The organism is uncultured Shewanella sp. (assembly GCF_947497935.1).
In the GTDB taxonomy this organism is placed as follows: domain Bacteria; phylum Pseudomonadota; class Gammaproteobacteria; order Enterobacterales; family Shewanellaceae; genus Shewanella.
In genome coordinates this window covers 1-24,252 of the sequence record NZ_CANMIO010000023.1, presented here as the reverse complement: position 1 = coordinate 24,252, position 24,252 = coordinate 1, and the positions used below count along the sequence as shown (strand labels likewise).

Annotated in this window: 20 protein-coding genes and 1 pseudogene; 8 read left to right on the top strand and 13 right to left on the bottom strand. The window is 43.1% G+C overall.

Annotated features, from left to right (window positions below; translation table 11 throughout):
* The first annotated feature begins 18 nt into the window (after nt 1–18).
* Complete coding sequence (locus tag Q1A86_RS18860) at nt 19–240, top strand: hypothetical protein (protein WP_299810211.1); 222 nt, start codon at nt 19–21, stop codon at nt 238–240.
* Between the two features lie 199 nt (nt 241–439).
* Here Q1A86_RS18860 and Q1A86_RS18855 read toward each other — a convergent pair whose 3' ends face one another.
* The 7 genes from Q1A86_RS18855 to cmoA are packed head-to-tail and all read right to left on the bottom strand — an operon-like array spanning nt 440 to nt 8,151.
* A complete protein-coding gene (locus Q1A86_RS18855) occupies nt 440–1,525 on the bottom strand; it encodes a DUF3541 domain-containing protein (protein ID WP_299810209.1) in 1,086 nt (361 codons plus the stop codon).
* Complete coding sequence (locus Q1A86_RS18850) at nt 1,470–3,212, bottom strand: M3 family metallopeptidase (protein WP_299810207.1); 1,743 nt, start codon at nt 3,210–3,212, stop codon at nt 1,470–1,472. Before Q1A86_RS18850 ends, Q1A86_RS18855 begins: the two co-directional genes overlap by 56 nt.
* On the bottom strand, nt 3,181–4,131 hold the full coding sequence (locus Q1A86_RS18845; RefSeq protein WP_299810205.1) for an alpha-L-glutamate ligase-like protein: 951 nt from the start codon (nt 4,129–4,131) through the stop codon (nt 3,181–3,183). The genes Q1A86_RS18850 and Q1A86_RS18845 overlap by 32 nt, the downstream gene beginning before the upstream one ends.
* The gene (locus tag Q1A86_RS18840) at nt 4,131–5,639 is read right to left on the bottom strand and encodes a UUP1 family membrane protein (protein WP_299810202.1); all 1,509 of its coding nucleotides are present in this window, start codon (nt 5,637–5,639) and stop codon (nt 4,131–4,133) included. The genes Q1A86_RS18845 and Q1A86_RS18840 overlap by 1 nt, the downstream gene beginning before the upstream one ends.
* 11 nt (nt 5,640–5,650) lie before the next feature.
* Nucleotides 5,651–6,406, bottom strand: a complete 756-nt coding sequence (locus Q1A86_RS18835) for an ATP-dependent zinc protease (protein ID WP_299810199.1) — start codon at nt 6,404–6,406, stop codon at nt 5,651–5,653.
* A 24-nt stretch (nt 6,407–6,430) separates the two neighbouring features.
* Nucleotides 6,431–7,423 (bottom strand): tRNA 5-methoxyuridine(34)/uridine 5-oxyacetic acid(34) synthase CmoB, encoded by a 993-nt coding sequence (cmoB, locus tag Q1A86_RS18830; RefSeq protein WP_299810196.1) that lies wholly within the window; start codon nt 7,421–7,423, stop codon nt 6,431–6,433.
* Entirely contained in the window at nt 7,420–8,151 is a 732-nt protein-coding gene (gene cmoA, locus Q1A86_RS18825; RefSeq protein WP_299810193.1) for a carboxy-S-adenosyl-L-methionine synthase CmoA, read from the bottom strand. Before cmoA ends, cmoB begins: the two co-directional genes overlap by 4 nt.
* Before the next feature lie 149 nt (nt 8,152–8,300).
* Between cmoA and Q1A86_RS18820 the strand changes: the two genes are divergently transcribed.
* The 7 genes from Q1A86_RS18820 (at nt 8,301) to Q1A86_RS18790 (ending at nt 19,754) form a co-directional block, all read left to right on the top strand.
* The gene (locus tag Q1A86_RS18820; RefSeq protein ID WP_299810190.1) at nt 8,301–11,111 is read left to right on the top strand and encodes a transporter substrate-binding domain-containing protein; all 2,811 of its coding nucleotides are present in this window, start codon (nt 8,301–8,303) and stop codon (nt 11,109–11,111) included.
* Between the two features lie 170 nt (nt 11,112–11,281).
* On the top strand, nt 11,282–13,078 hold the full coding sequence (gene aspS / locus Q1A86_RS18815; RefSeq protein WP_299810186.1) for an aspartate--tRNA ligase: 1,797 nt from the start codon (nt 11,282–11,284) through the stop codon (nt 13,076–13,078).
* Between the two features lie 130 nt (nt 13,079–13,208).
* A complete protein-coding gene (locus tag Q1A86_RS18810) occupies nt 13,209–13,952 on the top strand; it encodes a YebC/PmpR family DNA-binding transcriptional regulator (protein WP_299810183.1) in 744 nt (247 codons plus the stop codon).
* A gap of 7 nt (nt 13,953–13,959) precedes the next feature.
* Nucleotides 13,960–14,481 carry a crossover junction endodeoxyribonuclease RuvC gene (ruvC, locus tag Q1A86_RS18805; RefSeq protein WP_299810180.1) on the top strand — a complete coding sequence of 174 codons (522 nt, stop codon included), beginning with the start codon at nt 13,960–13,962 and terminating at the stop codon, nt 14,479–14,481.
* Nucleotides 14,478–15,095 carry a Holliday junction branch migration protein RuvA gene (gene ruvA, locus Q1A86_RS18800; RefSeq protein ID WP_299810175.1) on the top strand — a complete coding sequence of 206 codons (618 nt, stop codon included), beginning with the start codon at nt 14,478–14,480 and terminating at the stop codon, nt 15,093–15,095. Before ruvC ends, ruvA begins: the two co-directional genes overlap by 4 nt.
* Nucleotides 15,096–15,104: 9 nt before the next feature.
* A complete protein-coding gene (ruvB, locus tag Q1A86_RS18795) occupies nt 15,105–16,118 on the top strand; it encodes a Holliday junction branch migration DNA helicase RuvB (protein ID WP_299810172.1) in 1,014 nt (337 codons plus the stop codon).
* 1,020 nt (nt 16,119–17,138) lie between these two features.
* A complete protein-coding gene (locus Q1A86_RS18790) occupies nt 17,139–19,754 on the top strand; it encodes a TonB-dependent receptor (RefSeq protein WP_299810169.1) in 2,616 nt (871 codons plus the stop codon).
* A 58-nt stretch (nt 19,755–19,812) separates the two neighbouring features.
* Here the strand turns inward: Q1A86_RS18790 and gloA are convergent, their stop codons facing one another.
* The 6 genes and pseudogenes from gloA to Q1A86_RS18760 form a co-directional block, all read right to left on the bottom strand.
* Nucleotides 19,813–20,223, bottom strand: a complete 411-nt coding sequence (gene gloA / locus Q1A86_RS18785; RefSeq protein WP_299810166.1) for a lactoylglutathione lyase — start codon at nt 20,221–20,223, stop codon at nt 19,813–19,815.
* A gap of 387 nt (nt 20,224–20,610) precedes the next feature.
* On the bottom strand, nt 20,611–21,252 hold the full coding sequence (nth, locus tag Q1A86_RS18780; RefSeq protein ID WP_299810164.1) for an endonuclease III: 642 nt from the start codon (nt 21,250–21,252) through the stop codon (nt 20,611–20,613).
* 41 nt (nt 21,253–21,293) lie between these two features.
* Nucleotides 21,294–21,989: an electron transport complex subunit E gene (locus Q1A86_RS18775; protein WP_299810161.1), complete on the bottom strand. Its 696-nt coding sequence runs from the start codon at nt 21,987–21,989 to the stop codon at nt 21,294–21,296.
* The gene (gene rsxG / locus Q1A86_RS18770) at nt 21,986–22,621 is read right to left on the bottom strand and encodes an electron transport complex subunit RsxG (protein WP_299810158.1); all 636 of its coding nucleotides are present in this window, start codon (nt 22,619–22,621) and stop codon (nt 21,986–21,988) included. The genes Q1A86_RS18775 and rsxG overlap by 4 nt, the downstream gene beginning before the upstream one ends.
* Before the next feature lie 18 nt (nt 22,622–22,639).
* The gene (gene rsxD / locus Q1A86_RS18765; RefSeq protein WP_299810153.1) at nt 22,640–23,692 is read right to left on the bottom strand and encodes an electron transport complex subunit RsxD; all 1,053 of its coding nucleotides are present in this window, start codon (nt 23,690–23,692) and stop codon (nt 22,640–22,642) included.
* Between the two features lie 3 nt (nt 23,693–23,695).
* Nucleotides 23,696–24,252: pseudogene (locus tag Q1A86_RS18760) on the bottom strand (electron transport complex subunit RsxC); the annotation flags it as partial.

The window sequence follows — 24,252 nt, the reverse complement described above, 5'->3', positions numbered from 1 at the left end:
CTAGTTGGGGAGTTACGGATGAAAATAAGATTTGATGTTTTTGGAAAGTTGATGTCTGTTGAGCGTAAAGGTGATGAATGGTTGCTCTTTAATGTTTCCTCTAGTGGTATGCGCGCTCGGATCTATGAGGTTGTGATCCCTCCGGAGCTAAAACAAGATGAGCTGGCTGTTTATCTTGATGATATATTCCATGAGCAATCCAGTGATAACCATCCATCAGTAATAACATTGAGTGAGTAAGTTGCTTAATTTATTGATTTTGTTCGGTGCTTGTTCGGATGTGCTGATGAGTCGATTAAGATTTAATGTCTTATTTAACTGAAGGTATTAAAAGATTGATCGTTGGGGTCTTTGTCATTCACTATTAGCTAGTTAACCATCTAATTATTTAATCTATAGAAAACCAAGAGGCCTAGACTGTAGACCTCTTGGATATTGGCTAATGATTTAGCGGCGTTACCTGTTTCGGTAAATACTTTTTCGTTGCCTTTAGCTCAGACAGATAAGGTCCCCTGTGCAACTTTTCTGGCCAGTCTAGTAACATCATGGCTAACACATTACGGTGTTCGCCAAGAGTCAGATCGGGATTGCCACGGGGGGAAGGAATGATCTGCTCTTTAGTGTCGAAGGCATTAATTATATGCTGCTGGGTTTTTTTGACCACAGGGTGATCCGTTTTACCCGCAAGCAGGAAGCTAATACCCACTTCGGCAATAATATCGTCAGTAGCGTCTTCTAAGATACGATCAATGTTGTGCTCAAAATGGTCTAGGATCCAGGCAAACTCTTTGGCATCGACATTGTGCTGATAATATTCGCTAGCAGCAAAAATAAAATGGGTCATGCCGTATAGCTTATTTCGATACTGTTTCTTATTGAGTTTGGCGTCTTTGTTATCTGGATAAACCTCAATAAAGGCTTGCTTATAATCCGCTAGATAATCACCTACGCCAATCTGTTTTGCCCAGTAAACATAGTTGACTAACTGAGCAGCCCAAGTTTCAATCATGGCTTTATCGGTTAAACCTGTTTTTAGATCGGCTTTTTTTAATGCCGCAGTCAGCTTGTCATGGCAAGGGCCTGTAAACCCAAATTCATCGATACGGCTTGAGTAACGTAGTAACACATCGGTATAGAAGATGAACTCAGGGAAGGGCTGAAGTGCCTTCTTGCGGGCCTTAGCGCGAGGCCCTTTACCTAATACAGATATAGCTTGCTGAGCTTGATCTGTAATGAAGCCTTGCTTATCTAAATTACAGGCATAGAAGGCTTGTGCCTCGGTAACAGCGTAGAGATCAACGAGTGCGGCATTGGCATATTTTGAATCGCCAGTCATACGATATTGGCGAATGCCGTAATGGCCTTGTACACGAGGTGGCAGCTCAAATAGGTGATCTTCGAGATTGTTTTTGATCCCTTGATAAACCTGACTCTTGGTTGACTCTGTGACAGCAAGGTCTGCGGCAAAGCTATTTGCGCAAAAGAGTGCAGCGGCGAGGGTGCTGATCTTGATGATTGAAGGCATGTTGAGTCCTTTTGATGAGTGAGTCAATGGCTAATGGTTCATCGAGCAACTGCAGCAGTATATCTGCAATGCTATTAGATGATTCATTAACGACTAAATAATCGAAAACAAGTTTTTGATTCTGACAGTCTTCTGTCGATTGGTAAATATAGTTTGCGAGAGCTTGCTGCCATATTTTTTGATAATAGAGTGGCCCTTCATAGACGATGGCACTGAAGGTGTAGGGCGCATCTTTGATATTATCCCAATTGGCCGCAAATGCTTGCTTAAAGGCACTGTTTAAATCGAATTTCAATAAACTGTCGGGGGCTAAATAGGTATTAAGGGCGACCTTGGCTCTGAACACTTGTAGTTGTTTAGCATATTGCAAAACAATGGCTTCTCTACTATCTGGTTTTAACTTTGGCATCAGTTGCTTTTTAAGGTATTGCTGTAACCAAAGCGCGTCTATTTGGGCGGTATCTTGAGTTTCGCCGATGGTGTTATACAAATAAAATGGGTGACCAGAGGCAAATTGTGTCATGATTTTTGCCATAGAATCGATAACAGCAGTTTGTTGTTGGTAGCTATTTAACTCAGGTTTAAGCGTTAACTCAACTTGACCAAATTGTTGGCCAACAATCAGCTGACGAATCGGCTTTACACCTATTGTTTTAGCTTGGGAGAGATAGATATCACCCAATAAACGCCCATCTAAGTAGACGCGATACACTGTTTCATTAATGGGGGATAATCTAATGCCAAAAGTTTCAAGTTTAGCGGCTATCTGCATTAGCCATTGCTCTGCTAAAACTGGCTCAACTGAGGTTGGATTCGCTTTAGACAGGACAAAGCCTAGATCCCAGGGCGCAATACCTATTTGTTGGGTTTGTACTTGCAAAAATTGTGCAACAGATTGAGGACTCGATAGCCATTGCTGGTCAAGTTGCTCACTAGCAAAATCGGTAAAGCCATGACGATTTGCCTGTTGCTGGCGCAAATCCTTAATTAAACTTAGCGAACTTTTATTCTTAATCGATGCACGAGCTTGATAGGCTTGCCACACTTCTTTGCGACATTGTTGATCGGGTTGCCTGATAAGATAACTGGCCAATGATCCATTAAAGTCGCTCTCCTTTGACGCTCCCTTGTTTTGGGGACGCTCACAGCTATTGTTTGCGAAATTAAGGCTAAGAGATTGGCTGCTTATACCTTGTTTAAATGCTGCTTGAGCGGTATGTAATTGCGCCTTGTATTTGGGTGTTTCAGTATTATTCGCTATTCGGTTAATACGCATCGACAACGCTTGTACGGCTGGGTTGTCACTTTCAGCCAGTTTAAATCGTATTAACTGAAATTGAGTTGACTTAAAGAATAAGGCTAACTCATCTGCTAAATATAGCTGGCATTGTAGCAGACGTTCTCGATCTGCATAGGAAAGAGGAAATTGACGATAGTACTTAACTCTGTCGTTGATGTTAAAAAAACCGATTAAATCGCGTTCAAGCTTAACGGCAAGAGTATGACTGTCGCTTGCATGATTAAATGAATTATTGGGAAAACGGTAAGATAAACATTGTTCCACAAGAAGTGGAATAGGAGACACGGCAGCATAAGCTGCCGTGTTAAACCAACAAACAAAAAGCAATAATGGGCTTAATAGCCAAGTAAATTGTTTAGCTGTTGGCACTGAAGTGTATTTTTGCATACGCCACACGTTCTTCAACAGTCATGTTGTGGTTGCCCATTTTTTCAACATGACGAAGATTGGGCAAAATACCACGACCGTTGGCTATCTGAATAGCCAGACCGGGACGGGCATTAAGCTCAAGTAGGAGTGGACCTTTATTCTTATCTAGAACCATATCGGTACCTAGATAACCGAGCTCTGACATCTCGTAGGCTTTCGATGCTGTATGTAGCAAGGTATCCCATTGAGGCACGGCAATTGAGATCAGTTTTTTTTGTGTATCTGGATGCAAATCGATCGGTTGATCGAATTGCACCGCATGCAGCCCTCTACCCGTTGCGATATCGACACCAACACCTACCGCGCCTTGGTGTAGGTTTGCCTTACCGTCAGATGCCGCAGTCGATAATCGCAGCATGCCCATAATCGGGAAGCCCTTAAAGATAATCAGGCGAATATCGGGTACGCCCTCATAAGAATATCCATCGAACACAGGATCGAACTGGATTAGACCTTCAACGATGGCGACATCTGGTTTACCACCGAGTGAGAATAAACCGCTTAAGATGTTCGAAACATGACGATCGACTTCTGACGGAGTTACTTCTTGGCCGTTAGGCTTATAGTAACGTCCATGTTCGACCTTAGTAACAACTAAAATTCCTTTACCACCGGAGCCTTTAGCTGGCTTGATGACAAAGCCGTCGGTCTCATTAACCATAGCTGGAATATGAGCAATGTCATGTTGCTCCGAGACCGTCCCAATTAGATCGGGGACCGCGATATTATTCGCTAGCGCTAATTGCTTAGTGGTTAACTTATCATCTACTCGCTTATAGTATTTACGCGGGTTATATCGGCCGATATAGTCGATATTACGCTTGTTCATACAAAGCACGCCGTTGCGTCTTAAGTCTGAAGGATTAGCTAGGAACATTATTTATCTCCAGCTAGCGGCTTGAAGCGCTTAAGCTCAAGCAGACGATATCCTGTATATTGACCCATAAGTAACACTAGCGCCAAGATGACCAAGTGAATACCTAAGAAGTTAAATACCCAGTGCTGTACCCAAGTTGCGCTCATCGCAAGGTAGGCAAGTGTTGCAACAAACAGACTACCACCACCTTGTACCATAACCTCTTTCGGACCTTCCTCTTCCCACAGAATAGACATTCTTTCGATGGTCCATGCCAAGATAATCATCGGGAAGAAGGTGATGGTTAAGCCTTCACTTAAGCCAAACTTATAAGAGAGCAGGGTAAAGAGGCCGATAATGCCGATCACCACAATGATGACAGCAGAGATCCTCGATATGAGTAATAGGTTTAGTTCCGATAAGTAAGAACGGATCATCAAACCAAAGGCTACGATTAGCAAGAAGCCAACTAAACCAGTTATCAAGGTAGTTTGAATGAATGCCAAAGCAATCAACACTGGCATAAAGGTACCAGAGGTTTTGATACCGATAATTACGCGAAGAAAAACCACCATTAGTACACCGATAGGGATAAGTAAGATCCCCTTAAATAGGCTCTGTTCTTCTAGCGGTAATTGATATAAAGAAAAATCCAGTGCATTGTCATTCTTCATGACATCGATAGCGGTGGCAAGTGCCGAACGCGTATCTTGCAGCATAGAGAAATTAACTTGTGAGTTTACTCCGCCGATAACGTCCAGTACCGAGGTGCCTGTGCGATCCCATAATAGTAGATTATCAGGGCGTCCTTGACTGCCATCTTCAGCATTGAATAGGTACCATTGGTCATCATGGTAGACTTCGACAAAGTTAGATAATTGCTGTCTACGACGTTGATCTTCGAGGTAAAGACCACTGACTTCTTTAGCCGGGATCCCTTTGCTATGTAGCATTCTAATGAAGAGTTTACTCGGAGAGTTACTGGTTAATAGCAGTTCAATATTTTGGCTACGATCATTAGCGTTTAACAGTTTATTGAGCTGCTGCGCAAAAGAAAGGTTGGTTGCACTTCGTGACCAAACTTCTTCAATCGTTTGTTGTGCCGCCGCTTCTTCTGTTGCTGGCCAAGTATAAGGGGTAGGTTCCGCAGGCACTTCATCTGCTAAAAGCTTATTTTGTCCGGTTGGGATTAAGGTCACTTTATAGTAGAGATCTTGCTTACCCGTTGCACTTCGTATTGACCAAATTGCTCGACGATCGGTTGCATTATTGGTGATGGTTAAGCCGTAACCTGGTGAAGTGGCGTTTTCAACCAAAATTTCATAGGCCGGATCTTCCGGTAATGAAAAAGAAACTTCTGCTGGCTCGCCAGTACCTTGGAAGCTGATTTTAGCATCGACGGCCCAACTCTGTACTTGTTTACCGGGTAGGAAAGGCACACTGTGTTCAATTCCACGGTAAACACTAGCGGCTATACCGCTAATAAACAGCAATGCGACTAAAATATAAAAGGGTTTTCTAGAATGCATTTACAATTATCCTATTTTTTCGTCTTAGACGGCTTAACGTCTTGTTTCTTACCATGGATGTAGGTTTGTCCAACATCGACAACTGCGATGTCCTGCATAAACTTACGTCCAAGTAACAATGGATACTCCAAATGACTGCGATCGCTTAAATTTAGATCCGTCTCGGCCTTATACTTGCCTATCTCTAAATGGGCATGGATAACGGGTCTGCGGTCGCTTTTCTCATCTGAGTCTTGCTTGATCCTGACAAAACGTTCAACTTTTGACTCAAATGTCTTAGCTGGCTGTTTGTCACCTTGAGTAAAGACATCGAATCTAACCCACTGATTGCCATCTCTTTCAAAAAGGATGATGTTATGTGCATCAAGAGATGAAGACTCAGCTCCTGTGTCAATTCGAGTTTGGAAGCTAGCCTTTACCTCTTCAACGTAAACGTTTTCAATAGCGCCTAGCATAAATTTGTCACCAATCGGCGAGGGAGGGCACTGTACTGGAGCGACAACAGGAACAATTGCAGCTTCTTCCTTGACGTTAAGTTTAGCAACGTTGGCATTGAGTTCTGCAATTTGTGTTGTTAGGGAGGCAAAGCCTGCCGACTGTGCTTGATTGCAAGTATCCATAGCATCAAGAATATTTGCTTCTTGTTTCGTTAGACTGGCTTCTAGCGCTGCAGCATCAACAGGGATAGGTGCGTTGCTTTCTTTAGTCGTTGCGCAACCTGACATAAGGGTTGTAATTGCGGCGATACAAATTATCTGCTTGAACATAGTGCTTCCCATTTACTATTTTGGCTAGATCAAATCTTTATTTGGCTGATTTTTGGTGGCAATGATAGTCGCCCTTTTCGGCGCCGGATAACCTTCAACCGTTAGGCTAACATCATTAGGGTCTAAATAGTCTACTAATGACTCATTAGGCATCCATTGAGTACTTCTTTGCTCGGCAAGTGAAGTCACATCCACATCGACACAGCGTATGTCGGTGAAATCACACTTCTTTAACCACAGTATTAGCGCATCAACAGAAGGCAAAAACCAAACATTATTCATCTTGCCATATCTGTCTTTTGGAACGAGGACGGTATTTTCATCTCCATCGATCACCAGTGTTTCTAGTACCAGTTCACCGCCAGTACGAAGCTGATCTCTTAGCTGATAAATATGATCGATAGGTGAGCGGCGGTGATATAACACCCCCATTGAAAAAACAGTATCAAAGGCATCTAACGGCGGTAACTCTTCGATGCCAAGCGGTAAGAAATGAACAGGATGCTCATTACCCGCTAAACGCTTAACGGCTTCAAACTGGCACATAAACAAAGGTGATGGATCGATACCAACAACATGCTTGGCGCCTTCACCTAACATGCGCCACATATGATAACCACTACCGCAACCGACATCTAATACGGTGCGATTGGTCAGCGGGGAGATATGAGGTACGACACGTTCCCATTTCCAGTCTGAGCGCCATTCGGTATCAATCTCTATACCATGTAGGGAGTAAGGGCCTTTACGCCAAGGTTTAAAAATTCCTAAAAGATTTTCAAGCTTCTCTCTTTCGCCATCACTTAATTGTTCACCTGAACCAATTTTGACACTGGTTTTAAAATCGATGATATCAGCGTCAGGATAATGCAGTTTATTGAGCACTTTCTCCCACTTTGGTAGTGAGCCATGCTTGTGTTCACGCTGCCACTGACCAAGAATTGATGGAAGCGTCTCTAGCCAGTGTTGTAGGCTAGAGTCTGAAATCTGTTTGTAAAATGAGCTAAAGCTAATCACTTAATTGCCACCATTGATGCAAAATTAAAACATTGGAACCAAACGCTGAACTGGCTAAATCCCTGTGCTCTGATCCTATTTTCGTGTTCGATGAGCGTATCTGGCTTCATTACATTCTCTAACGAACTACGTTTTTGACTGATCTCTAACTCACTGTAACCATTTGCTCTTTTGAAATCGAGGTGTAAATCATCTAATGTTGACTGTATTTTCTCTTCTTTAAAGTAAAGTTTTTCAGAGAGCACGAGTAAACCACCAGGCAAAAGACCTTGGTAAATATTTTTGAGCAGGTTTTCACGATCGCTAGGAGCGAGAAACTGCATCGTGAAGTTAAGTACAACTAGAGAGGCATTCTCTATCTTGATATCGCGAATATCACCACAGACTAGTTCGACAGGCGTCTCACTCACATAAGCTGATAAGTTCTCATTACAACGCTCAATCATAGATTCGCTATTGTCTATAGCGATGATTTGGCAATTTCGGCCTTCGACGCGGCGGCGAATACTTAGTGTGGCAGCGCCTAATGAGCAACCCAAATCATAAATTTTACTGTTAGGGGTAGCATACTTTTGTGCTAAATCACCTATTGTATTGATGATTTGACCATAACCAGGAACAGAGCGCCTGATCATATCGTTAAATACACCTGCTACCTTGTCATCGAATTGAAAATCGCTGACATGTTCGTATTGCTTGGCAAAGAGATTGTCTTGAGAAGAGTTCATGTGATCAAATTGTGGGAGTTCAACACTTCATTCTAGCTAAACATGTCTATAAGCGGCAAGACTAGCACTGGAATTTCCTCATAAAATTTTGTCTAATAGCAGTAATAAAACAAAATACTCTCAATTTTTTAACTTTGTGAGAAATGTAATTGAAAACTATCACTTGTTTGTTGCTCACAATAGCAACAATGTTTGTCACATTCCCAGCTCTGTCTAAAGTGGATATCGAGAAGTCGCCGCTCATAATAGCAATGAGTAATGATACTTACCCGTTCCAATTTGTGGATGAAAATAATCGACCCAGTGGACTCTTAGTTGATATTTGGTTGGAATGGTCGAAGCAGACTAAAACTCAAGTGATTTTTAAACCTGCGGATTGGGTTACTTCTTTGCGAGACTTAGAGCAAGGAAAGGCTGATGTTCACATCGGCATGGCTAAAACAAATGCAAGAGACGAGATGTATGTTTTTTCACCCAAAATAGCAAGTGTAAACAGTTACCTTTATCTCAATTACCAGCTTACTATTCCGCAAAGTTTTTCAGACATCATTCCCTACAAAATCGGTGTAGTAAAAGGTGCTGCTCAGATTGAAATTTTAAAGGCTCTGGAGCCAAAACTGACATTTATCTATTTTGATAATCGTACTGAATTGCTGAAGGCTGTTATTGATGAGGAGGTTCTTGTATTTGTGGGGCTAGAAGGTTTTTTAAGAGAAAGCCAAATTAACAACACTATATCGGTTAAATACCCCCTTGAGAACCGTAAGCTCATCACGTCATTTTCTCTCTATCCCGCGTTAAAAAAAGAAAAATTAGCATTAACATCAAATATTACATCAGGATTTGAGTCAATTAATCCTGACGTTCTCGAAGAGCATAGATATAAGTGGTTAGGGAACCTAAGATATCAAAACGATATCGTGATTGCGATGCAAACGGGTGTCGAGCCATTTGCAAATATTGGTACCGACGGTTTTCCCCATGGTTTGTTAATCGATATTTGGAAGTTATGGTCTGAGAAAACGGGGCTACCGATCCGTTTTGTTGCTGGTAGCATGAAACAGAGCATAGACAATGTTAAACGAGGGATCGCCGATGTGCACCTAGGCTACCCAGAGAGTGCGTCTATGCAGACAGGCTTAAATCGTGCTCATACCATCTATCGGGTGAGCAGTCGTTTATTCTCATTTGAACAACCGCTGCAAAGCTTAGATGAGCTAAAAGGCAAAATTGTTGCGGTTTCTCCAACCTCGCCCTATCTATCAGAACTTCTAGATTCACTGCCTGAGTCGGAAATTCGTTATTACCATTCTGTAGATAGCATGATTGAGGCATCAAAGACGGGGGAGATTAATGCGTTTGTCGCTGCTGCGGCCTGGACTCAGCATTATTTACTGTTAAATCATAACTGGGAACAATTTCATCAATATATGGAACTTGAGTTTAAAACCGACTTATACGCGCTTAATCGAGCTAGCCAGCAAGGGTTTGCTCAGAGAATTGCGGCAGGTTTCACGCTTATCTCTCAGACAGAATTGGCTCAAATTGAGCGAAAGTGGATGCTAAACCCTGAAGATAGAATTTATAAGAGTCAGCAGCGTTTAATTAATTTAACACCTGTTCAGCAGCGAATTATCGATGAGATAGGCACTGTCAAAGTCGGTTATCTTCGCAATTGGCGTCCCATGGAGTATCAAGAGGCGGGTCAGTACGCGGGGATTAATAGTGAAATAGTCAATATCATAGCTAATGAACTTGGGCTAGAGATTGAAACGCAAGTGTTCGATGAATGGAGTAACCTACTCGATGCGTTAATTAATGGTGATGTGGCCATCGCCGGTAGTGTGGCTAAAACGCCTGAGCGTGAGTACCAGTTGAGTTTCTCCGATTCCTATTGGCCCTCTCCTTGGGGGCTAGTAACATCATTAAATAGCGTAAATTCATACAGTTTAGATGATCTTAGTGGTCAGCGAATTGCCGTAATCGAAGGCTACCATATTGTAGGGGACTTGATGCGAAAGTACCCAAGCCTAAAATTGATATTAGTGCCTGATAGTGGTGCCGGTTTACGGGCTGTAAATCAAGGTCAAGCAGATGTCTTTATCGATAAGGTTGTCAATTTAAACAATGATATTCGTGGCGGGCAGTTCTCTAATCTGAAAATGTCTATGTTAGTTGACTTTGCTGAGCAGCGTAGTCACTTTGGGGTACACCATAGTAAGGAGGCCCTGTTACCCTTAATTAACGCTGTTCTGGCAAATATTGATGCTACTCGTCAACAGCAGATCCATCAAAAGTGGGCGTCAGAAACAATCGAGTTCGGTCGTGAGGAATATGAAAATAAGATAAAGATCAGTATTCTGCTGTTTTCGACTCTATTCATTGTGGCCATTATTGCCTTATTAGCCAATAGGCGTTTACGTAAAGAGGTGGCTCGTCGTATTGAGGCCGAAAATAAAATGGCACACTTCGCTAAACACGACAGCTTAACGCAATTGCCGAACCGTGCGCTAATCGAAGACCGGCTAGAGCAAGCTATCTTGTCCCACGTTCGTGACACGGCGCAGTTTGCAGTGGTCTTTATTGACTTAGACGGTTTTAAATTGGTTAATGATAGATATGGGCACCAGGTCGGTGATAAATTGCTTGTACATGTAAGCGAAGTACTGACTAATGGCATCCGCCGCTCAGATACGGTTGGCCGTTTAGGTGGTGATGAGTTTGTGATTATTTTAAATGATATAAAAGATCTTAAATCGGTTAATGATGTGACTGAAAATTTATTAGCTAGTCTCTCCAAGCCTTTTGTTATTAATCAACAAGCATTGTCAGCACCTGCCAGTATAGGCATCGCAATTTACCCTAAAGACGGTGATTGTATCGATGCACTATTGAAAACAGCAGATAAACAGATGTATCGTGCCAAAAATGCGGGCGGAAGGGCATATAGAAGTACCTAGTTTTGCTAAGATAAGCCAATCTCATTAATTTTTAATCTAAATTGATTGATAGTTAGCCGACTAGTCGAGAAGTTATTTGGAAAACGGCAATATTTCTCTATAATGCCGCTTTTGTCTTGTTTTGAACCAGATCCTCAAGCATCGCTTTGCGGAATAAAGGAAAGAGTTAAATGCGCAGTCATTATTGTGGAGACGTCAATAAGTCTCACGTAGGTCAAGAAGTGACCCTAGTGGGTTGGGTTAATCGCAGCCGAGATTTGGGCGGCGTAGTTTTTCTCGATCTTCGTGATAGAGAAGGTATCGTTCAGGTTGTTTATGATCCAGACCTTCCTGAAGTTTTTGATGTTGCAAGCACACTACGCAGCGAATTTTGTGTTCAGATTAAAGGCCTTGTAAGAGCAAGACCCGATAGCCAGGTAAACGCTGATATGCGTACTGGTGAGGTTGAAATTTTGGGTCTAGAGCTAACGATTTTAAACAGCTCAGCGCCATTACCAATCAACATGGACAAGAATCAGCATAACACTGAAGAGCAGCGTTTAAAGTACCGTTACTTAGACCTACGTCGTCCAGAGATGGCTGATCGTATCGTGTTCCGTTCAAAGGTTACCAGCGCGGTAAGACGTTTCCTCGATGGTAACGGTTTCTTAGATATTGAAACCCCTATCCTGACTAAAGCAACACCAGAAGGCGCACGTGACTACCTAGTACCAAGCCGTACTTATAAAGGTCAGTTCTTCGCATTGCCACAATCACCACAATTGTTTAAGCAGTTGTTGATGATGTCTGGTTTTGACCGTTACTACCAAATCGTTAAGTGCTTCCGTGATGAAGACTTACGTGCTGACCGTCAGCCTGAATTTACTCAAATCGATATCGAAACTTCATTCATGACCTCTACGCAGGTGATGGATAAGACTGAAGAGATGGTACGCGGTCTATTTAAAGAGCTGTTGAATGTTGATTTGGGCGAGTTCCCTAAGATGACATTCGAAGAAGCGATGCGTCGTTTCGGTTCTGATAAGCCTGATTTACGTAACCCGCTCGAATTGATTGATGTTGCAGACATCGTCAAAGACGTGGAGTTCGCAGTATTTAATGGCCCTGCAAACGATCCTGAAGGTCGCGTTGCTGTACTAAGCATTCCAGGTGGCGCGAAGCTATCTCGTAAGCAGTTAGATGAATACGCAAAGTATGTGACTATTTACGGTGCTAAAGGCCTAGCTTGGATGAAGGTTAATGACCTAGCCTTAGGTATGGAAGGCATTCAGTCTCCAGTACTTAAGTTCTTAAGCGAAGATGTGGTTAAGGCGCTACTTGAGCGTACTGGCGCACAAACTGGCGATCTAATCCTATTCGGCGCCGATAAAGCTAACGTCGTTGCTGAAGCAATGGGTGCGCTTCGTCTTAAAGCGGGTGAAGACTTTGACTTGCTACAAGGCGAGTGGAAGCCACTTTGGGTTGTTGACTTCCCAATGTTTGAACGCACTTCTGATGGCGGTTTGCATGCAATGCACCACCCATTCACAGCGCCAAGCAACATGACGCCTGAAGAGTTAGAAGCGAACCCAATTGCCGCTATCTCTGATGCATACGATATGGTGTTGAACGGCTGTGAATTAGGCGGCGGTTCAGTGCGTATTCATGATAGCAAGATGCAGTCTGCAGTATTTAGAATTCTAGGTATTAACGATGAAGAAGCGAGCGAGAAATTTGGCTTCCTACTTGAAGCATTGCGCTACGGCACACCACCGCATGCAGGTTTGGCTTTCGGTTTAGACCGTATCATTATGTTGATGACTGGTGCTAGCTCAATTCGTGACGTGATGGCATTCCCTAAGACTACGACAGCGGCTTGTCCGTTGACGAATGCACCAGGATTTGCCAATCCAGTGCAGTTAGCTGAATTGGGTGTCAGTGTTGTCGAAGCGGAAAGCAAAGAAACTGACGCTAAAGACGCAGAATAATAAACCCCATAAAGAGCCGAGTTAAGACTCGGCTTTTTTTTCGGAAAAATATACCCAAGAGACTTGAAAATTAATAATGTTTAGGACTTTTTAGGTCGTTTGGGTATAAGTCGGTATTGAGGAGATTAACATGGCAGGACACAGTAAATGGGCCAACATTAAGCATCGTAAAGCGGCTCAAGACGCGAAGCGTGGCAAACTTTTTACTAAGTTTATTCGAGAACTTACAGTGGCTGCCCGCGAAGGCGGTTCAGATCCAGACTCGAACCCACGTTTACGTGCTGCCATCGATAAGTCTCTGTCTAACAATATGACCCGAGATACGGTCGAACGTGCAATTAAACGTGGTGCTGGCGAGCTTGATGGTCAAGTGCTAGAGACCATTATCTATGAAGGTTATGGCCCAGGCGGCACGGCAGTGCTTGTTGAAACCATGACTGACAATAAAAATCGTACGGTATCAGGCGTACGCAATGCATTTAGCAAATCAGGCGGTAACTTAGGTACCGATGGTTCGGTTGCATACCTTTTTGATAAAAAAGGCATTATTTCCTACGAAGGTATCGATGAGGATACTGTTATGGATGCCGCGCTAGAAGCAGGGGCTGAAGATGTGGTGACCAACGAAGATGGCTCTATCGATGTGCTAACATCGCCAGAAGATTTCGGTAGTGTGAAGGATGCATTAGATAATGCTGGGCTTGAGTCTGTCAATGCTGAAGTGACCATGGTGCCATCGACTAAAGCCGACTTGGATGCCGATACTGCACCTAAATTCCTTCGTTTAATTGATAACTTAGAAGATCATGACGACGTACAAGAGGTCTACCATAATGCAGAGATTTCTGACGAAGTGATGGAAGGTCTGGAATAAAGCTTATATGGCAATCATTTTGGGAGTTGATCCTGGTTCTCGGATCACAGGTTACGGCGTAATTAACTGCGTTGGCCGACAACAGGTTTATGTTGGAAGTGGCTGTATTCGAACAAGTTCTGATGAACTTCCTATTCGATTAAAACAAATTTTTGATGGATTGTCAGAGATTATTAGGCAATATCAACCCGACGAGTTTGCTATTGAACGCGTGTTTATGGCGAAAAATGCCGATTCGGCGTTGAAACTTGGACAAGCGCGCGGAGCAGCGATTGTCGCAGCAACAGCGGCTAATTTACCTGTTGCAGAGTACAGTGCGACGCAAATAAAAAGTGCGGTGGTTGGCACCGGTCGCGCACAGAAAGCACAAGTACAACACATGATCCAACAACTACTAAAACTCCCAAGCGCGCCGCAAGCTGATGCTGCAGATGCGCTAGGTGTGGCTGTGTGTCATTATCACACTTGCCAGAGCTTAGTTGCTTTGGGCGGCAGAGCAAATGTAAGAACATATGGACGATATAAATGATAGGTCGTATTCGCGGTTTACTTATTGAGAAACAGGCACCGGAAGTTCTGGTCGATGTTTCTGGAGTCGGCTATGAGATTCAAATGCCACTCACCAGCTTTTATGAGTTACCGGATCTTGGTCAAGAAGCCGTAATTTATACGCATTTTGTCGTGAGAGAAGATGCACAGTTGCTATATGGATTCGTTTCAAAGCAAGAAAGAAGTTTATTTAGGCTGCTTATTAAGGCCAATGGTGTTGGGCCTAAGCTGGGATTAACGATTTTATCAGGCATGACCGCCGGTGAATTTGTGGCTTGTGTCGAGCGTGACGATATCGCGACCTTGGTGAAATTACCTGGTGTGGGTAAGAAAACTGCTGAACGTTTATTAGTTGAAATGCGCGATAAGCTTAAGAGTTTGATGGAAGCCTCTGTCGGCTCTGAACGCGAGTTTATGTTGCAGTCTAACTATAAAGTTCCAGAGGCGGTTAATACCGCTGAAGAAGATGCGGTTGCCGCGCTGCTCTCTCTTGGCTACAAGCCTGCACAGGCAAGCAAAGCGGTTTCTGCGGTATATACAGATGGCATGAGCTCTGAAGTTCTGATTAAATCAGCACTGAAATCGATGCTTTAAGGAAAATTGATGATTGAAGCTGACCGACTCATACAGCCTAACATAATCGAGCGCGATGAAATTGAAGCCGTTGACCGCGCTATGCGGCCTAAATTGCTGGATGAGTACACTGGCCAAGATGACACGCGTGCGCAGTTAAAGATTTTTATTGAAGCTGCGCAAAAACGCGGTGAAGCACTGGATCATATGCTGATTTATGGCCCACCCGGTCTAGGTAAGACCACATTGGCGATGATCGTTGCCAATGAAATGGGTGTGAATATTAAGTCAACATCGGGTCCAGTTCTGGAAAAGGCTGGTGACTTGGCCGCGTTGCTGACGAACCTTGAACCTAACGATGTGCTTTTTATCGATGAAATCCACCGTTTAAGCCCTGTGGTTGAAGAGATCTTATATCCAGCAATGGAAGATTATCAGCTGGATATTATGATAGGCGAAGGTCCTGCGGCTCGTTCAATTAAGCTAGATCTACCACCATTCACGCTCGTCGGTGCAACAACCCGTGCGGGAGCATTAACTTCGCCTCTAAGAGCACGTTTCGGTATTCCACTGAGACTGGAGTTCTACAATGTTAAAGACTTATCAAGCATTGTGACTCGCTCAGCTAAAGTAATGGATCTTGAAATTGATGACGAAGGCGCAGTTGAGATCGCCCGTCGCTCTCGTGGTACACCACGTATTGCAAACCGATTACTCAGACGCGTGCGTGACTTTGCCGAAGTGAAACATAGTGGAGATGTCACTAAAGTTGTCGCTGAACAAGCGTTAGACATGTTAGATGTTGACGCCGAAGGCTTCGACTATATGGATAGAAAGCTATTACTTGCGATTATTGATAAGTTTATGGGTGGACCTGTAGGTTTAGATAATCTTGCGGCAGCAATTGGTGAAGAAAGAGAAACGATTGAAGATGTATTGGAGCCTTATTTAATTCAGCAAGGCTTTATACAAAGAACGCCAAGAGGGCGTATTGCAACTCCTAGAGCCTATAACCACTTTAATATCATTATGCCTGATGCTTAAAACTGTGGTTTGATCTGTTATTTAACGTGTATTAAGCCTAAGCAGTAGCTTCTATCTATTACCTCTATGAGGAGCAAGTGTCATGGCTCCTCAATATTTCAATTACACGCCAACCTCTTCAAAGTTTCAAGCCTTCAATACGTTAACTTAGATTCACACTCACTTTCATAAGCTTTGCGTTTAGCACTTTTTTCTAGTGCCTACTTAACTTATTCACCTCGCTCGTTAAGAGGAGGGAGATTTACGTGAAAAAAATCTTTTATTGTGTATTCCGATGGCATATCCCTAATCTTTACCTACGTCGTGGTTTACTGTCTCTAGCTACATACAGTGGTATCAATACATAACGCCCAACCTAACCAATATACCGCTCAAATTATGCTTTAAACATATTGTGCAGAGATAGTGACTGTAACAGTGAAGGCGATTTACGTACTCAATTGAATAGCTATAAACCAAGGTTTTCAATTCTCTTGTCTACTTTTTTTGTTAATTAGAGGCTAGAAATGTGAGTGTTTAAAGTGTGATCGGATTGTGCCGCCTTGTGATGGTAGTTGGATTTGATTGTTACATTTGTTCACATGTCAGGTCGGGAACAATATTTCAATGCTGAACAACAGCTGATCACTAGCTTAGATTAGTATTAAAAAACATGAGCAACATCTAAGAAATCACACTAAAACACCAGCACTTACTAAAGTAACCCATAGAAAAGTGTGACTCGTGTCACATTTACTTGTTTTTGCTAGGTTAATGAAAGGTTGCGTTGTTTTCGGGGTATTTAACTGTATACCGACCTTTTTGTAGTGAATTCAACTTCATTGTGATGTGTATCACATTGCAAGACGGGTGCTTGAAAAAATAACGTTACTTTTTTCGTTATTTTTTTTAACAAAAAAACGTCAATGGTTAATTAATTGCTCGATTGACGGCATAAACGTGAAATTGCAGTATCCATACCAACGCCAAAAATAACAAATGGCGTGTATATAAAAATAAAAGGTTAGGGAGTACTACATAATGAACAGACCATCTAAATTGGCCTCAGCGATTAAGTTCGGTTTAATCGCTTCGGTTTCTACGACAGCCTTCACCGTGTCAAATACAGCTTTCGCAGAAGAAGCTGGTGCTGATGTAGAGCGCATTGCTGTTACTGGCTCCCGCATTCAGCGTACAGATATGGAAACTGCTTCACCAGTGACTGTAATCGACGCTAGCGCAATTAAAGCTTCTGGCGCAACTTCTATTGATGAAGTGCTACAGAAAATGACCGCTACAGGCGGTGCAATGACCAACCCAGGCGTTAACAACGGCTCACAAGGTGGAGCGTCAATTAACTTACGTGGTTTAGGCTCACAAAGAACACTTGTACTAGTTAACAACCGTCGTATGGTTAACTCGGGGACTGGCGCTGCTTCTACAGTAGATTTAAATACCATCCCAGTATCAATGATTAAGCGTGTTGAAGTACTAAAAGATGGTGCATCATCTGTGTACGGTTCAGATGCTGTTGCTGGTGTAGTTAACATCATTCTTAAAGACGATTTTGAAGGCTTGGAGCTAAATGTTCAAAGCGGTATTTCAGGTCACGGTGATGCAGAAGAGACTAGCTTTGATTTAACCACTGGTGGCAACTTTGATGGCGGTAACGTTGTCATGGGTATTCAATACATGAAGCGTGGCTCAGCAAGTCAAGCCGACCGTGGTTTTTCTGAATGTCCTTTAACAGAAAGTGGCGGCGAGTTGGTTTGTGCGGGTAGCTCTTACTCTGAGAACGGTCACCTTTACGGACCAGATGGTGATTACCAAGGTAGCCCAGATGGCAGTTGGGATAAATATGACCCAGTAGCAGATGCATATAACTATTCGGCGGATAGCTTCTTATACACGCCTATGGAGCGTTTAAACTTCACTGCATTAGCCAACTTTGATTTAACCGATGATACAACTTTGTTTACTGAAACAATGTATTCAAAGCGTTGGTCAGAACAGCAGATGGCTCCTCAACCTATTTACACTGAATTTGCCTATGACTCTGAGTGGGATAATGGTGCGTTAAATAAGCAGTATGGTATCGAAGATGGAGAAACGTTGGCTTATAAGCGTCGTTTGACGGAAGTTGGCCCACGTGAATTCAGCCAAGTTGTCGATACAGCGCGTGTAGTTGTTGGTCTAGAAGGTATGCTTGATAACGGTTGGACATGGGACACATCTGTGAACTACGGCCGTAATGATTCAGTAGACCGTCTTGCAAACTTGGTTAACATGGGATCACTAAATGAAGATATCTCAGAAGGTAACTTCAACCCATTAGATCAAGCATCTTGGGCAAGTGACAATATGGATGGCTACACTTACACCGAGCAGAACACTGGTGGTAGTGAAATGCTAATTCTATCGGGTAACCTTTCTGGTGAAGTGATGGAGTTACCTGCTGGTTACTTAGGTTTCGCTTCAGGTATCGAACACCGCAAAGAAAAAGCTTGGTTTATTCCTGATTCACTAACAGCACAAGGCCTAGCGAACGATCCTAAAGTTGACCCAACTGAAGGTGAGTACGATGTAAATGAAGCTTACTTAGAATTAGCGATTCCATTGCTAGCAGATCTTCCTCTTGCTCAGCAAGTTGACTTAAGTGCGGCAGTACGTTACTTCGATTACAGTACATTTGGTAGTGACAGTACATGGAAGCTTGGTTTAACTTGGAAAATGACAGATGACTTGATGCTACGAAGTGTTGCGTCTACAGCCTTTAGAGCACCATCTGTTGATGAATTGTATTCAGGAAGCGCTACTTCATTTGATAAGATCACTCACCCTGTAACTGGTGAGAAGAGCTACCAAGCAGAAGTGACTCGTGGTGGTAACGAAAACCTTACTCCAGAAGAAGCTGAAACCTTCACTGTAGGTTTTGTATATTCTCCTAGTTACTTAGATGGATTCTCTGTTACTGCTGATTACTACGATATTTCAATCACTAACTCAATCGCGTTAGTTGATTCAAACTATATCGCAGAGCAGTGTATGAATAGTTCTGGTGAGCAAATCAATACAGACACAGCTCTTTGTCAATCGGCGAATATTACGTATGATCCATTGAGCGGTAAAATTAAATTTAACAATCAGCTACAAAACATCGGTGCAGAAGATACTTCAGGTATTGACGTGAACCTAGCTTATACATTTGAAGTGTTGGGCTTAGATTGGAGAACCGGTCTAGATACGACTATTCTGCTTGAGAATGTGTCTGAAATCTCTGGTCAATCTATTGATTATGCAGGCTATATCACATCGGGTATGGGTAGCTTTGCCAAGGTTAAGAGTAACTTTGACTTAGGCGTACAAGGTGCAGATTGGTCTGCTAACTATCAGGCTCGTTATATCTCAGGTATGGATAGCTATGACTGTCAAGCGGCGGATTCAAGCTGTTTAGCTCCAACAGTTGGAAGTGTTGTTTACCACGATATTTCTGGCTCATATTACTTCAATAATGGGCTTCAATTGTCATTAGGTGTTAACAACCTATTTGATAAAGAGCCTCCATATTACTCAGGTAATAACGACGCTAACACCGATCCGTACACTTATGACACGCTTGGACGTTATTTCTACCTTCAAGCTAGTTTCAAAATCTAATCGATTTTGATTTAAAAAAAGCGCCCTAGGGCGCTTTTTTATTGCTTTAATTAAGTGATTAACCCAATCCACTCTCTGCTGAACTCATCTGAATAAATTCAATTTTGTAGCCGTCAGGATCTTCAACAAATGCGATTTCAGTTGTGCCGCCGGCAACGGGTCCAGCTGGACGGATAACCTTACCACCGGCCGCTTTAATTGCTTCACAGCGGGCATAGATATCTTCTTCGCCGATAGCGATATGACCAAAGGCATTACCGTGATCATAAGACTCGGTGCCCCAGTTGTAGGTCAGTTCTATAACTGCACTACCCGTAGACTCTTCGTCATAGCCGACAAAAGCCAAGGTGTATTTATATTCGTTGTTTTCACTCTGTCTTAGCAGTTTCATACCTAAAACGTTTGTGTAAAACTCGATACTGCGTTCAAGGTTGCCAACGCGGAGCATGGTGTGTAGTAGTTGTGCCATGATATATATCCAAGTGATAGGGTAATAGATGTGCAGAAGTATATCTAAAATAATGATGATAGATACTCTTTGTAAAAATTGAGCCAGATCAATTTCTTTAGTCAGTACTTAGATCACAAAATGCCTAAATTAGTCTGAGAAAGTCCCATATTTCTTATATTATTGACTCAGTAACTTAAGGAGAACACCATGCAAACTGAACTAAAGATGTCACTAGCTCTTACAGCGATTATTGCTGCGTTTTTAACTGTTTTCTTTATCTGTATGTACTAATTACTATTTAGTTTTGGCGATGCGATAGATTGCTTTAACTTAATAGAACATAGAGATATCAAAAAAGCCGCGAATAGCGGCTTTTTTGTATTGTGAAGGGAGCTTTATATCTAGTTAATCTTCTGGGTAGACCTTATCTTTAAATTCACATAGGTCTTCTATAATACAGCTTCCACAGCGCGGTTTACGAGCGATACAAGTATAACGACCGTGTAGTATAAGCCAGTGGTGTACATCGACCTTAAACTCGGCAGGAACGACTTTTAGCAGCTTATTTTCCACTTCAACGACATTCTTACCCATAGCGAACTTAGTGCGGTTAGAGACCCTGTCTATATGGGTATCAACGGCGATGGTTGGCCAACCAAAAGCGGTATTCAGTACCACATTTGCGGTCTTTCTACCTACACCAGGAAGGGCTTCGAGTGCCTCACGATCTTCTGGTACCTCACCGTTGTACTTTTCGACTAAGATTTCACAAGCTTTTACCACATTAATGGCTTTATTGTTGTAAAGGCCGATAGTTTTAATATATTGCTTAAGGCCTTCAACGCCAAGTGCTGCAATAGCCTGCGCTGTATTGGCTACCGGAAATAGCTTATCGGTAGCTTTATTGACACTAACGTCCGTAGCCTGAGCTGATAATGTAACGGCAACCAGCAGCTCAAAAGGGCTTGAGAAATTAAGCTCAGTTTCAGGGTGAGGATTATTCTCTCTAAGTCTTTCAAGGATCTGGCGGCGTTTTTCTGTATTCATTATCTATATCCGTATCGTGTATTTTTATTATTGACTGCGGCCTAATTGACCTTAGTAATACGCGCTCGAGTAGGCGCTTCTTGCTCGACTTTAGGCTGTTTAGTTGCAAGATATTGATCGATGACGTTTTTTAATGCGATAAGTAAGCCCATGCCGATAAATGCCCCTGGCGGTAACATGGCTAGCAGGAAGCTCGTTTCGACCTGCCAAATATGAATCGTTAATGACTTAGCCCATTCACCTAACAATTGGTCTGCACCGTAAAACAGTGTGCCTTGGCCTAATATTTCACGCGCTGCACCTAAAATACACAGGACTAAGGTAAAACCTAATCCCATCATTAGTCCGTCATAAGCTGATTTGGCAACATTATTACGCGATGCAAAAGCCTCGGCGCGGCCAATAATGACGCAGTTAGTGACGATAAGCGGCAAGAAGATCCCAAGCGATAAGTACAAGCCGTAAGCGTAGGCATTAATTAATAATTGTACGGTTGTTACTAGTGCTGCAATGATCATCACAAACACAGGGATACGGATCTCCTTTGGCACAAAATCTCGTACCAGAGAGACCAAGATGTTTGAGCCGATCAATACCAACATGGTTGCAAGGCCTAAGCCTAAGGCATTGGTTAAGGTTGCGGTAACCGCTAGAAGAGGGCACAGCCCCAAAAGCTGCACTAGGCCTGGATTGTTCTTCCAAAGCCCTTGTTTGGTTAGCTCTTTATAATCACTCATTTTCCAACCTCGCAATTGGCAGGTGTCGATAACAGCTGTGCCTTGTTAGCCTTAAAATAGCTGACGGCCTTTTTTACGGCTTTTACGTATGCACGTGGCGTGATGGTTGCGCCTGTAAACTGGTCGATTTCACCGCCATCCTTCTTTACATTCCAGCGTTTATCTTTATCTGATAATAAAAACAGTCCATCAAATGAGCGCACCCAATCTGATTTTCTAAGTTCTATCTTATCACCGAGTCCAGGTGTTTCTTGATGCGACAGTGTACGTACGCCTAACACTTCCCCTTTATCGCTTATGCCGACAATAATACGAATATTGCCGTTATAGCCATCAGGCGCAATCGCTTCAATGGCAATTGCGACACCCTTATCGTTTTGGGTCGCGATATAGGCTGGCAGCGCATTATCTGTGCCCAGAAACTCTGCAGAGCTAAGTAAAATACAGTGGGCCGTTAGTTCATTATCGTGGATTTCATCGGGAATGATCTGATGAAGCACGCGTGCAAGTTCGACTTTTTCTTGTTGCTTGATTTTATCGTAAGTAAATAGGTTTACCGCAGCAACTAGGCCTGTACACAAGAGTGCAAATAAACCTAGAAGCAAACCATTTTTTAACATTGATTTTTTCAAAATAAATTCTCTTTATGCTCAGTTGCCCGTGCGGTGTCCATAAGTACGCGGCTTGACGTAATAATCAATAAATGGCGCACAAAGATTGGCCAGTAAAACGGCAAAAGCGAAAGCGTCTGGATAGCCGCCATAGGTACGAATAACATAGACCAGCACACCAATTAGCGTACCAAACAACAGGCGTCCTTTAACACTGGTTGCTGCTGTGACTGGATCGGTAGCGATAAAAAATGCCGCAATCATGGTGGCGCCTGAAAACAGCTGTAACAGGGGACCGACATGAGTATCAGGACTTAACAAATAACCGAAACTACTACAGACAAAGAGTGAACCAAGAATGGCAAAACTAATGTGCCAGCGGATCACTTTTAGCTTCAGCATAATAAGGCCGCCTGCAAGGTAAGCCATGTTGACCCAGAACCAACCAACGCCATAACCATCACTGAAAATGGCTTTACTTAAGCTCTCAGAGGTGGTTAAGCCTAAAGATAGATCTGTCTTAACGGTATCGAGCGGAGTCGCCATCGCCACGCCATCAAATCCGAGTTTATAAAGATGCAATTGCTCGGCGCTCATTGATCCAAATATTGCCTGTAGGGTTAAGCCAAGATCCATCGGGTTTTGAGCAATCGCCGTTGGAATTGACCAGCTAGTCATCTGCACAGGGAACGAGATAAGCAACATGACGTAAGCGGCCATTGCGGGATTGAAGATATTCTGCCCTAGGCCACCGTATAACTGCTTAACAAGCACAATGGCAAACAAGGTACCAATCACCACTAACCACCAAGGAGCGATAGGTGGTATGGCAACGCCTATTAATATTGCCGTTAATAGCGCGCTGTTATCGCTTATAGTAGGAAGTACCGCGCGTTTTCTTAGGGCGAGAACAGCAGCTTCTGCGGCTAATGCGACGACAATAGCCAACATAACTTGTATCAGTACGCCAAAACCGAAGAAATAACACTGAGCTGCAATGCCTGGCAGAGCACATAAAATAACCCGGCGCATCACACTTTGGGTTTGTAGATGCACCTTTAAATGAGGTGACGAGGCTAACTTAAACGCCATGGTTTATTCCTTCTCCTGCAATTTTTGTTGCATCTTTTTCGCTTTAGCTTTGGCAACTGCCGCAGCAATACGTGCCTTCTTAGCATCCTCAGCAGAAAGAGTCTCACAAGACTCAGGATCTGCGTCAACGCTCGCCTGAGCCTCCAAAACCAGAGTCTCTGCAATTGGAGTTTTAACAGCTTGAACCTCTGTAGCTTGAGTCTCTACAGATAAAGAGGCTTTTTTGGCCTTAGCTTTAGCAACGGCTTTGGCAATGCGCGCCTTCTTAGCATCTTCAGCAGAAAGAGTCTCACAAGTCTCAGGATCTGCGTTAACGCTCGCCTGAGCTTCCACAACCTGAGCCTCTGCGATTGGAGTTTCAACAGCTTGAACCTCTGTAGCTTGAGTCTCTACAGGTAAAGAGGCTTTTTTGGCCTTAGCTTTAGCAACGGCTTTGGCAATGCGCGCCTTCTTAGCATCCTCAGCAGAAAGAGTCTCACAAGACTCAGGATCTGCGTTAACGCTCGCCTGAGCTTCCACAACCTGAGCCTCTGCGATTGGAGTTTCAACAGCTTGAACCT

Bases quoted from the DNA above. Each gene is read 5' to 3' on its own strand.
- Q1A86_RS18850 (WP_299810207.1), bottom strand. From the start codon at position 3,212: ATGCAAAAATACACTTCAGTGCCAACAGCTAAACAATTTACTTGGCTA.
- nth (WP_299810164.1), bottom strand. From the start codon at position 21,252: ATGAATACAGAAAAACGCCGCCAGATCCTTGAAAGACTTAGAGAGAAT.
- aspS (WP_299810186.1), top strand. From the start codon at position 11,282: ATGCGCAGTCATTATTGTGGAGACGTCAATAAGTCTCACGTAGGTCAA.
- gloA (WP_299810166.1), bottom strand. From the start codon at position 20,223: ATGGCACAACTACTACACACCATGCTCCGCGTTGGCAACCTTGAACGC.
- Q1A86_RS18790 (WP_299810169.1), top strand. From the start codon at position 17,139: ATGAACAGACCATCTAAATTGGCCTCAGCGATTAAGTTCGGTTTAATC.
- rsxD (WP_299810153.1), bottom strand. From the start codon at position 23,692: ATGGCGTTTAAGTTAGCCTCGTCACCTCATTTAAAGGTGCATCTACAA.
- Q1A86_RS18840 (WP_299810202.1), bottom strand. From the start codon at position 5,639: ATGCATTCTAGAAAACCCTTTTATATTTTAGTCGCATTGCTGTTTATT.
- ruvA (WP_299810175.1), top strand. From the start codon at position 14,478: ATGATAGGTCGTATTCGCGGTTTACTTATTGAGAAACAGGCACCGGAA.
- ruvB (WP_299810172.1), top strand. From the start codon at position 15,105: ATGATTGAAGCTGACCGACTCATACAGCCTAACATAATCGAGCGCGAT.
- Q1A86_RS18835 (WP_299810199.1), bottom strand. From the start codon at position 6,406: ATGTTCAAGCAGATAATTTGTATCGCCGCAATTACAACCCTTATGTCA.
- Q1A86_RS18860 (WP_299810211.1), top strand. From the start codon at position 19: ATGAAAATAAGATTTGATGTTTTTGGAAAGTTGATGTCTGTTGAGCGT.
- Q1A86_RS18855 (WP_299810209.1), bottom strand. From the start codon at position 1,525: ATGCCTTCAATCATCAAGATCAGCACCCTCGCCGCTGCACTCTTTTGC.
- Q1A86_RS18810 (WP_299810183.1), top strand. From the start codon at position 13,209: ATGGCAGGACACAGTAAATGGGCCAACATTAAGCATCGTAAAGCGGCT.
- Q1A86_RS18845 (WP_299810205.1), bottom strand. From the start codon at position 4,131: ATGTTCCTAGCTAATCCTTCAGACTTAAGACGCAACGGCGTGCTTTGT.
- cmoA (WP_299810193.1), bottom strand. From the start codon at position 8,151: ATGAACTCTTCTCAAGACAATCTCTTTGCCAAGCAATACGAACATGTC.
- ruvC (WP_299810180.1), top strand. From the start codon at position 13,960: ATGGCAATCATTTTGGGAGTTGATCCTGGTTCTCGGATCACAGGTTAC.
- Q1A86_RS18775 (WP_299810161.1), bottom strand. From the start codon at position 21,989: ATGAGTGATTATAAAGAGCTAACCAAACAAGGGCTTTGGAAGAACAAT.